Annotated in this window: 2 protein-coding genes; both read left to right on the top strand. The window is 46.3% G+C overall.

What is annotated here, in order from left to right; genetic code table 11:
- Nucleotides 1–55: 55 nt before the first annotated feature.
- A complete protein-coding gene (locus tag QUA54_RS11465) occupies nt 56–5500 on the top strand; it encodes an AAA family ATPase (protein ID WP_333414732.1) in 5445 nt (1814 codons plus the stop codon).
- A gap of 87 nt (nt 5501–5587) precedes the next feature.
- Nucleotides 5588–11026: an AAA family ATPase gene (locus tag QUA54_RS11470; protein WP_333414733.1), complete on the top strand. Its 5439-nt coding sequence runs from the start codon at nt 5588–5590 to the stop codon at nt 11024–11026.
- The last annotated feature ends 204 nt before the right edge of the window (nt 11027–11230 follow it).

Consider the following 11230-nt stretch of genomic DNA (forward strand, 5'->3'; position numbering starts at 1 on the left):
ATCGAAGTCCAGATTAACTGTTAAAAGTCAATATTGAAGATTAGGACAATCCATAATGAATGCCACTGTAAATTTGATCGATACCATTCCCGGCTACCGTCTGACGGAGCAACTGTACAGCGGTTCCAGAACCCTAGTTTATCGAGCCATCCGAGAAATAGATCGGCTTCCAGTTGTGATCAAACTGCTGAAGCGAGACTATCCCAACTTCAGCGAACTGCTGCAATTTTGCAACCAATATGCCATTGCCAAAAATCTATGTCTGTCAGGAGTCGTTGAAGCCTACACTCTAGAACCCTACCGCAACAGCTATGCCCTAGTGATGGAGGATTTTGGTGGCATTTCTCTGCGACAGTACGCCCAAGAGCGCTCGCTGACGCTAGTAGAAATATTGGAGATCGCCATTCAAATAACTGACATTCTCAACGGACTCTACCGAAACCGAGTCATTCACAAAGACCTCAAACCTGCCAATATCCTGATTAATTCCCAAACCAAAAAAGTCAAGCTGATTGATTTCAGCATTTCGTCTTTGCTGCCTCGCGAAACCCATAGCACTCAAAACCCAAACGGACTAGAAGGCACCCTAGCTTATCTCTCCCCAGAACAAACCGGGCGCATGAACCGGGGAATTGACTATCGCAGCGATTTCTATTCGCTCGGTGTCACCTTCTTTGAATTGCTCACCGGCCAACTACCCTTTCCATCCCACGATCCAATGGAATTGGTGCACTGTCATGTTGCCAAGCAGCCGCCAACGGTTTGTAGCTTGAATCCAAACATTCCCTTGGTGCTGTCAAACATCGTCACTAAACTGATGGCGAAAAATGCCGAAGAGCGCTATCAAAATGTTCTTGGACTCAAACACGATCTAGAGCGATGTTTGCAGCAATTACAAAACGGAAAAATCGAACTGTTTGAGTTAGGGCAACGCGATATTTGCGATCGCTTCCTCATCTCAGAAAAGCTTTACGGACGGCAAACTGAAGTAGAAACCTTACTAACTGCCTTTGAGCGCGTGGCGAATGGCACATCAGAATTGATGCTCGTTGCCGGGTTTTCCGGGATTGGAAAAACGGCTGTAGTCAACGAAGTCCACAAACCCATTGTCCGGCAGCGCGGCTATTTCATCAAAGGAAAATTTGACCAGTTCAACCGCAACATTCCCTTCGCTGCCTTTGTCCAAGCATTTCGCGACTTAATGGCACAACTGTTGAGCGAGACAGACGAACAACTCGAGCGATGGAAAGCCAAAATTCTCTCCGCACTCGGAGAAAACGGACAAGTCATCATTCAAGTCATCCCCGAACTCGAACGAATTATCGGTCAACAGCCACCCATTGCCGAACAGGTGGGAAATGCCAGTCAAAATCGCTTCAACTTGTTATTTCCAAAGTTTATTCAAGTCTTTACCACCCAAGACCATCCCTTAGTCATCTTTCTTGATGACTTGCAGTGGGCAGATTCGGCATCGCTCAAGTTGATGCACCTGTTAATGAGCGACACTCACGCTGGCTACCTCCTGTTAATTGGCGCTTACCGGGATAACGAGGTTTCTGCTGCTCATCCTCTAATGCTGACGCTAGATGAAGTTTGCAGCAGCGGTGCCGCCGTCGACACCATTACTCTCAAACCCCTGCTCCAAAATGACCTCAACCACCTGGTTGCAGATACCCTGAGCTGTTCGCAAGAGATTGCTGCACCTCTGACAGAATTGGTGTACCAAAAAACTCAAGGTAATCCCTTCTTTGCCACCCAATTTCTCAAAGCGCTACATGATGAGGGATGGATTGCATTCAACACTGAGATTGGTTTCTGGCAGTGCGACATTGCTCAAATTCGCTCGCTGGCGCTGACTGATGATGTGGTTGAATTTATGGCGCTTCAGTTGCAGAAGTTGCCCGCACCGGCTCAAACAGTGCTGAAACTTGCCGCCTGCATTGGCAACGAGTTTGACTTAGCAACCCTGGCGATAGTTGACGAAAAAACTCAAGCTGAGACTGCTTCAAACTTATGGAAAGCATTACAAGAGGGATTGGTTTTACCCACCAGTGAGGTTTATAAGTTTTTTCAGGAAAAGTCTCAATTGAGGGTACAAAATCCATCGAGCTCGGAACTTCTCGAGTCTGACTCGTGTTCTTACAAATTCTTGCACGACCGCGTCCAGCAAGCAGCTTATTCCCTGATTCCCGACGAGCAAAAACAGATCGCTCACTTAAAAATCGGGCAACTATTACTGACTCATACGTCCGCTGCCGAAACAGAAGAAAAACTGTTTGAGATCGTCAACCAACTAAATATCGGCAAATCCCTGATCGTCGCTCCATCGGAGCAAATAGAACTCGCACAACTCAATCTCCAAGCCGGACAAAAAGCCAGAGCAGCAACTGCCTATACAGCCGCATTTGAGTATTGCACGACAGGCATCGCCTTGTTAGCTGAAGATAGCTGGCAAACCCAGTACGAAATAACCCTAGCCCTCTACGAAGCTGCCACTGAAGCAGCTTACCTCAGCGGCAACTTTGAGCAGATGAAACAATTGGCGGGAGTCATTGCAGAACGCTCTAGAACTCTGTTGGATACGATTAAGGTCTATGAAATTCAAATTCAAGCTGCTCAAGCCCAACATCAATTTCTAGAAGCCGTACAGATTGCCCTCAAGAGTGTGGAACGTTTGGGAAACAAGCTTCCGGAGCAACCCAGTCAATCGGATGTTACGCGGGCATTTGAGGCTACTAAATCCATCTTGGCTGGAAGGCAACCGCTGGACTTAATAACTCTGCCTCAGATGAGAGATCCCAATAAGTTAGCAGTTGTACGGATTCTTACCGCTGTTTCTGCTGCTGCCTTTGTTGCCACTCCAGCGCTGTTACCGTTTATTGTCCTAGAACAGGTCAATTTATCCGTTCAATATGGCAATAGTTCATTTTCTGCAAATGGGTATGCCTACTATGGGCTGATGCTTTGTGGGGTGGTAGGAGACGTTGACTGTGGCTATCAGTTCGCACAACTAGCATTGAAGTTGCTCGAACATTTTAATGCTAAAGAACTGAAATCGAGAGTCTATGTTGCAATTCACTGTAGCGTGTGGCATTGGAAAGAGCCGCTCAAGAACTCCTTACCGTTTCTCCGGGAAGGCTATGAAGTTGGATTGGAAACGGGAGATTTAGAATCGGCTGCCATTTGCGGATTCACTTACATCTCATACTGTTGGTTTATCGGTCGAGAACTAAGCGATCTCAGCCAAGAGAGCGCTGCTTTCCGAGAGCAACTCAGACTCCTCAACCAAGAAGGGCTTACCAGCCATCTGACGGTTTTTCAGCAAGCAATTTTGAATCTGGTAGGCAATTCTGCTGAACCTTGGCAACTGACTGGAGATGCCTTCGATCGCCAGGAAATCCTGCCAGTCCTGGAGCGATCGCGCGATCTAACTGCGCTGTACTATTTCTATGCCACCGAACTGAATCTGTGTTACCTGTTTGGCAAGTTTGAGTTGGCGGTGGAAGCCGCGCTCTTTGCGGAAAATTATATAGGTAACGCGACAGGCTTATTCATTGTTGCGATCTGCTACACGTACGATTCTCTAGCTCATCTGGCACTCTATTCTCAGGTTTCTGAGGCACAACAGCAACGCATTCTGGAACGGGTGGCTAAAAACCAGGAAAAAATGAAAACTTGGGCTGACCATGCGCCAGAAAATCACTTGCACAAATTTTATTTAGTAGAAGCCGAACGATACCGAGTATTAGGGCACAAATCAGAAGCATTGGAATTCTACGATCGCGCGATCGCTGGAGCGACAAAGAATGAATACTTACAAGAAGTTGCCCTGGCAAACGAATTAGCAGCCAAATTCTATTTAGAGTGGGGAAAAACCCGCGTTGCTAGAGACTACCTGCACGATGCTTACTATAGCTACGCTCGTTGGGGAGCCGCAGCTAAGGTGAGGGAGCTGGAGCAATCCTATCCTGAAGTCTTAGCGTTAATTTTGCAACCGGATGAATTACAGCTTACATCAGAAATAACGCTCCCTGAAAGGAATACCATTTCATCCCATACGATTAGCAAATCATCAACATCCAGCAGCTGCAGCATATCTGCTGTATTAGATATAAAAACTGTTCTCAAAGCTTCCCAAACCCTCTCTAGCGAAATTCATCTAGAGCGATTACTCTCGACGCTGCTGCAAGTGGTAATTGAAAATGCCGGCGCTGACAAATCTGCCTTGTTATTGCTCAAAGGGAATAAATTAATCGTTGAAGCAATGACTACATTCGCTTCCTGCTCGACTGTGCTGCTATCAATTCCGCTTGAGGAAAGTCAGGAGCTTCCTATTACGCTAATCAACAGCGTTAAACGTACCTTACAACCATCGCTGATTAGTAATGCAACAACTGATTCTTCGCTGATGGCAGATCCTTACATCATCCGCCGGCAGCCCAAGAGCCTGTTGTGTGCGCCGATTCTCCATCAGGGAAAACTGCTAGGCGTACTCTATCTGGAGAACAACCTTGCTATCGGCGCTTTTACCAGCGATCGCGTCGCCATCCTCAACATCCTGTGCTCGCAAGCTGCAATTTCCTTACAGAACGCCCGACTGTATCAGCAATCCCAGGAGTATGCCCAAAAACTAGAGCTTTATCTTCACGATCTCAAACAGATGCAGTTGCAACTGGTGCAGAGTGAGAAAATGTCTGCTCTCGGCAATCTCGTCGCAGGGGTAGCCCACGAAATTAACAATCCCTTAGGCTTTATTGCCGGCAACTTACAACCGGCTCAGGAATACGTACAAAATCTGTTGGAGCTAATCGATCTCTATCTAGATCATTTTCCCAAGCCGGGAGCCAAAATTGAAGAAAAAATCGAGGCCATAGACTTAGAGTATTTGCGAGAAGATTTGCCCGAACTGATTAAATCCATGAATGAGGGTGCCGATCGCATTCGCGATATCAGTACGAGTTTGAGAACTTTTTCGAGGGCAGATACCTATCGCCCGGTTCCTTTTAATATTCACGACGGACTTGACAGCACTCTCTTGATTCTCAAGCACCGTTTAAAAGCCAGCGAGCGCCGGCCTGCTATTGAAGTGGTGAAAGAGTATGGCAAGCTGCCTCTAGTGGACTGTTTCCCCGGACAGTTGAATCAGGTTTTTATGAATATTTTGGCTAATGCGATTGATGCGCTGGAAGAATCAAGTAAGGAACGTAGCTTTAGTGAACTTAAAGCGAATCCTAACCAAATCACGATCCGAACTGCTACGGACAAAGAAGGCAAACGGGTCTTGATTTGGATTAAAGACAATGGAGTAGGGATGTCGGATGAAGTGAAGCAAAAAATATTCGATCACTTATTTACCACCAAATCTGTAGGTAAAGGAACGGGATTGGGATTGGCGATCGCCCGCCAAATTGTAGTAGAAAAACATATGGGGGAGCTGGAGGTAAACTCTGCACTCCATCAAGGAACAGAATTTGTAATCAGGTTGCCGGTGAAAGGGTGAGGTCGAAGTGCTATCACCGTTCAACCTCGCAAATCGAAGTCCAGATTAACTGTTAAAAGCCAATATTGAAGATTAGGACAATCCATAATGAATGCCACTGTAAATTTGATCGATACCATTCCCGGCTACCGTCTGACGGAGCAACTGTACAGCGGTTCCCGAACCCTAGTTTATCGAGCCATCCGAGAAATAGATCGGCTTCCAGTTGTGATCAAACTGCTGAAGCGAGACTATCCCAACTTCAGCGAACTGCTGCAATTTTGCAACCAATATGCCATTGCCAAAAATCTATGTCTGTCAGGAGTCGTTGAAGCCTACACTCTAGAACCCTACCGCAACAGCTATGCCCTAGTGATGGAGGATTTTGGCGGCATTTCTCTGCGACAGTACGCCCAAGAGCGCTCGCTGACTCTAGTAGAAATATTGGAGATCGCCATTGAAATAACTGACATTCTCAACGGACTATACCGAAACCGAGTCATTCACAAAGACCTCAAACCTGCCAATATCCTGATTAATTCCCAAACCAAAAAAGTCAAGCTGATTGATTTCAGCATTTCGTCTTTGCTGCCTCGCGAAACCCATACAACTCAAAATCCAAACGGACTAGAAGGCACCCTAGCTTATCTCTCCCCAGAACAAACCGGGCGCATGAACCGGGGAATTGACTATCGCAGCGATTTCTATTCGCTCGGTGTCACCTTCTTTGAATTGCTCACCGGCCAACTACCGTTTCCATCCCACGATCCAATGGAATTGGTGCACTGTCATGTTGCCAAGCAACCGCCTACGGCCCACAGCGTGAATCCAAAGATCCCTTTGGTACTCTCAAATATCGTCAGCAAGTTAATGGCAAAGAATGCGGAAGACCGCTATCAAAATGTTCTTGGGCTCAAACACGATCTAGAGCGATGTTTGCAACAATTACAGGACGGAAAAATCGCACTATTTGAGTTGGGAAAGCGGGATATTTGCGATCGCTTTCTCATCTCAGAAAAGCTCTACGGCCGGCAAACAGAAGTAGAAATTCTACTCAATGCCTTCAATCGCGTCAGTGAAGGAAGCAGCGAAATAATGCTCGTTGCCGGGTTTTCCGGGATTGGAAAAACGGCTGTAGTCAGCGAAGTCCACAAACCCATTGTCCGGCAGCGCGGCTATTTCATCAAAGGAAAATTTGACCAGTTCAACCGCAACATTCCCTTCGCTGCCTTTGTCCAAGCATTTCGCGACTTAATGGCACAACTGTTGAGCGAGACAGACGAACAACTCGAGCGATGGAAAGCCAAAATTCTCTCCGCACTCGGAGAAAACGGACAAGTCATCATTCAAGTCATCCCCGAACTCGAACGAATTATCGGTCAACAGCCACCCATTGCCGAACAGGTGGGAAATGCCAGTCAAAATCGCTTCAACTTGTTATTTCCAAAGTTTATTCAAGTCTTTACCACCCAAGACCATCCCTTAGTCATCTTTCTCGATGACTTGCAGTGGGCAGATTCGGCATCGCTCAAGTTGATGCACCTGTTAATGAGCGACACTCACGCTGGCTACCTCCTGTTAATTGGCGCTTACCGGGATAACGAGGTTTCTGCTGCTCATCCTCTAATGCTGACGCTAGATGAAGTTTGCAGCAGCGGTGCCTTAGTCCACACCATTACTCTCAAACCCCTGCTGCAAAATGACCTCAACCACCTGGTTGCAGATACCCTGAGCTGTTCGCAAGAGATTGCTGCACCTCTGACAGAATTGGTGTACCAAAAAACTCAAGGTAATCCCTTCTTTGCCACCCAATTTCTCAAAGCGCTACATGATGAGGGATGGATTGCATTTAACAATGAGATTGGTTTCTGGCAGTGTGACATTGCTCAAATTCGCTCGCTGGCGCTGACTGATGATGTGGTTGAATTTATGGCGCTTCAGTTGCAGAAGTTGCCCGCACCGGCTCGATCTGTACTTAAACTTGCCGCCTGCATTGGCAACGAGTTTGACTTAGCAACCCTGGCGATAGTTGACGAAAAATCACAAGCTGAGACTGCTTCAAACTTATGGAAAGCATTACAAGAGGGATTGGTTTTACCCACCAGTGAGGTTTATAAGTTTTTTCAGGAAAAGTCTCAATTGAGGGTACAAAATTCATCTAGCTCGGAACTTCTCGATTCTGACTCGTGTTCTTATAAATTCTTGCACGATCGCGTCCAGCAAGCAGCTTATTCCCTGATTCCCGACGAGCAAAAACAAATCGCTCACTTAAAAATCGGACAACTATTACTGACTCATACGTCCGCTGCCGAAACAGAAGAAAAACTGTTTGAGATCGTCAACCAACTAAATATCGGCAAATCCCTGATTGTCGAGCCATCGCAGCAAATAGAACTCGCACAACTCAATCTAAAAGCCGGACAAAAAGCCAGAGCTGCAACTGCCTATACAGCCGCATTTGAGTATTGCACGACAGGCATCGCCTTGTTAGCTGAAGATAGCTGGCAAACCCAGTACGAAATAACCCTAGCCCTCTACGAAGCTGCCACTGAAGCAGCTTACCTCAGCGGCAACTTCGAGCAGATGAAACAATTGGCGGCAGTCATTGCAGAACGCTCTAGAACTCTGTTGGATACGATTAAGGTCTATGAAATTCAAATTCAAGCTGCTCAAGCCCAACATCAATTTCTAGAGGCCGTGCAGATTGCCCTGAAGATTGTGGAACGTTTGGGAACCAGTCTTCCAGAGCAACCCAGTCAATTAGATATTGTAAAAGCATTCGAGGCGACTAAATCCATCTTGGCTGGAAGAAAACCTCTGGACTTAATGACTCTGCCACAGATGAGAGATCCTAACAAGTTAGCAGTTGTACGGATTCTTGCCGCTGTTTCTGCTGCTGCCTTTGTTGTTACTCCAGCGCTGTTACCGTTTATTGTCCTCGAACAGGTCAATTTATCCGTTCAATATGGCAATAGTTCATTTTCTGCAATTGGTTATGCCTACTATGGACTGATACTTTGTGGCATGACAGGAGAGATTGAATTTGGGTATCAGTGTGCAAAACTAGCACTGAAGTTGCTCGAACATTTTAATGCCAAAGAACTGAAATCGAGAGTCTATGTCGGAATTTACTGTAGCGTGTGGCATTGGAAAGAGCCGCTCAAGAACAGCTTAGCGTTTCTCCGGGAAGGCTACGAAGTTGGATTGGAAACGGGAGATTTAGAATCGGCTGCTATTTGCGGATTTATTTACATCTCATACTGTTGGTTTATCGGTCGAGAACTAAGCGATCTCAGCCAAGAGAGCGCTGCTTTCCGAGAGCAACTCAGACTCCTCAACCAAGAAGGGCTTACCAGTCATTTGACGGTTTTTCAGCAAGCAATTTTGAATCTGGTAGGCAATGGTGCTGAACCTTGGCAACTGACTGGAGATGCCTTCGATCGCCAGGAAACCCTGCCAGTCCTGGAGCGATCGGACCATCTAACTGCGCTGTACTATTTCTATGCCACCGAACTGAATCTGTGTTACCTGTTTGGCAAGTTTGAGTTGGCGGTGGAAGCAGCAATTGCCGCCGAAAATTATATAGGTGGGGCTACAGGCTTATTCATCGTTCCGCTCTGCTACACTTATGATTCTCTAGCCCATCTAGCAATTTATGTTCGGGTTTCCGAGACACAACAGCAATGCATTCTGGATCGGGTGGCTAAAAACCAAGAAAAAATGAAAACTTGGGCTGACCACGATCCAGCCAATTACCTGCACAAATTTTATTTAGTAGAAGCCGAACGATACCGAGTATTAGGGCACAAATTAGAAGCATTGGAATTCTACGATCGCGCGATCGCTGGAGCGACAGAAAACGAATATCTCCAAGAAGTTGCCCTGGCAAATGAATTAGCGGCCAAATTCTGTTTAGAGTGGGGAAAACCCCGCGTTGCTAGAGACTACATGCACGATGCTTACTATAGCTACGCCCACTGGGGAGCCGCAGCTAAGGTGAGGGAGCTAGAGCAATCTTATCCTGAACTCTTAGCATTAATCTTGCAATCGGATGAATTACAGCTCGCATCAGAAATAACGCTCCATGAAACGAATACCTTTACATCCCATACGATTAACAGATCGTCCAGTTCTAGCAGCCGTAACATATCTGCTGTATTAGATATAAAAACTGTTCTCAAAGCTTCCCAAACCCTCTCTAGCGAAATTCATCTAGAGCGATTACTCTCGACGCTGCTGCAAGTGGTCATTGAAAATGCCGGCGCTGACAAATCTGCCTTGTTATTGCTCAAAGGGAACAGATTAATCGTTGAAGCAACTAGCACAGTCGTTTGCTGCTCAACTGTGCTGCTATCAATTCCGCTTGAGGAAAGTCAGGAGCTTCCCATTACGCTAATCCAGAGGGTTAAACGTACCTTACAACCGTTAGTGATTAGTCATGCAATCACTCATTCTTCGCTGATGGCAGATCCTTACATCATCCGCCAGCAGCCCAAGAGCCTGCTGTGTGCGCCGATTCTCCATCAGGGAAAACTGCTAGGCGTACTCTATCTGGAGAACAACCTTGCTATGGGTGCTTTTACCAGCGATCGCGTTGAAATCCTCAATCTCCTCTGTACCCAAGCAGCAATTTCCTTACAGAACGCCCGACTGTATCAGCAATCCCAGGAGTATGCCCAAAAACTAGAGCTTTATCTCAACGATCTCAAACAGATGCAACTGCAACTGGTACAGAATGAGAAGATGTCTGCTCTCGGCAATCTGGTGGCAGGCGTGGCTCACGAAATTAACAATCCCGTAGGCTTTATCGCCGGCAACTTGCAACCGGCTCAAGACTACGTGGGGGATTTGTTCAACTTGATCGATCTGTATCAAGAAAAATTTCCCAATCCGGGAGTAGAAATTGAAGGAGAAATTGAGGATATAGACTTGGAGTATTTGCGAGAAGATTTGCCGAAATTGATTAGCTCAATGAACGAGGGAGTCGATCGCATCCGCAATATCAGTACGAGCTTGAGAACGTTTTCGAGGGCAGATAGCGATCGACCCGTTTCTTTCAATATTCACGACGGACTCGAAAGCACTCTGCTGATTCTCAAGCACCGTTTAAAAGCCAGCGAGTTCCGCCCTGCCATTGAAGTTGTGAAAGATTATGGTAACTTGCCCCTAGTAAAATGCTTTCCCGGACAGTTGAACCAGGTATTTATGAATGTACTGGCCAATGCCATTGACGCTTTGGAGGAGTCAAATAAGGGGCGCAGTTTTAGTGAAATTAAAGCCCGACCAAATCAAATTACGATTCAAACTGCTCTGAGCGAATCCAACAATCAGGTTTTGATTCGGATTAAGGATAATGGAGTGGGGATGTCGAACGAAATCAAGGAAAACATCTTTAACCACTTATTCACAACCAAGTCTGTAGGTCAAGGAACCGGATTGGGATTGTCTATAGCCCACCAAATTGTGGTGGAAAAACATGGAGGTACGTTAATCGTGAATTCCTCCCTCGGACAGGGTTCGGAGTTTGTGATTTGTATTCCGGGGTGAGCAGTTGCTAGTAGGTCTTTAGGGCAATTAGCACAATTAGTGCCACCTAGCAACTACGAGATTAGCTGATTAAGTTCCTCTGCCATGAACTGCTGTCGTTCAATCAGGGTTCGCGTCGTCATTTTGTACTTAGTTTCAACTGAAGGATCAACAGCTCTTACCTAAAACATTAAGTCTTGTTTTTCAAATCGCTGTTTCATAATT

The organism is Microcoleus sp. MOSTC5 (genome assembly GCF_036701825.1).
Classification (GTDB): Bacteria; Cyanobacteriota; Cyanobacteriia; order Cyanobacteriales; family Microcoleaceae; genus Microcoleus; species Microcoleus asticus.

Coding starts and splice junctions, on each gene's coding strand:
- QUA54_RS11465 (WP_333414732.1), top strand. CDS start 56: ATGAATGCCACTGTAAATTTGATCGATACCATTCCCGGCTACCGTCTG.
- QUA54_RS11470 (WP_333414733.1), top strand. CDS start 5,588: ATGAATGCCACTGTAAATTTGATCGATACCATTCCCGGCTACCGTCTG.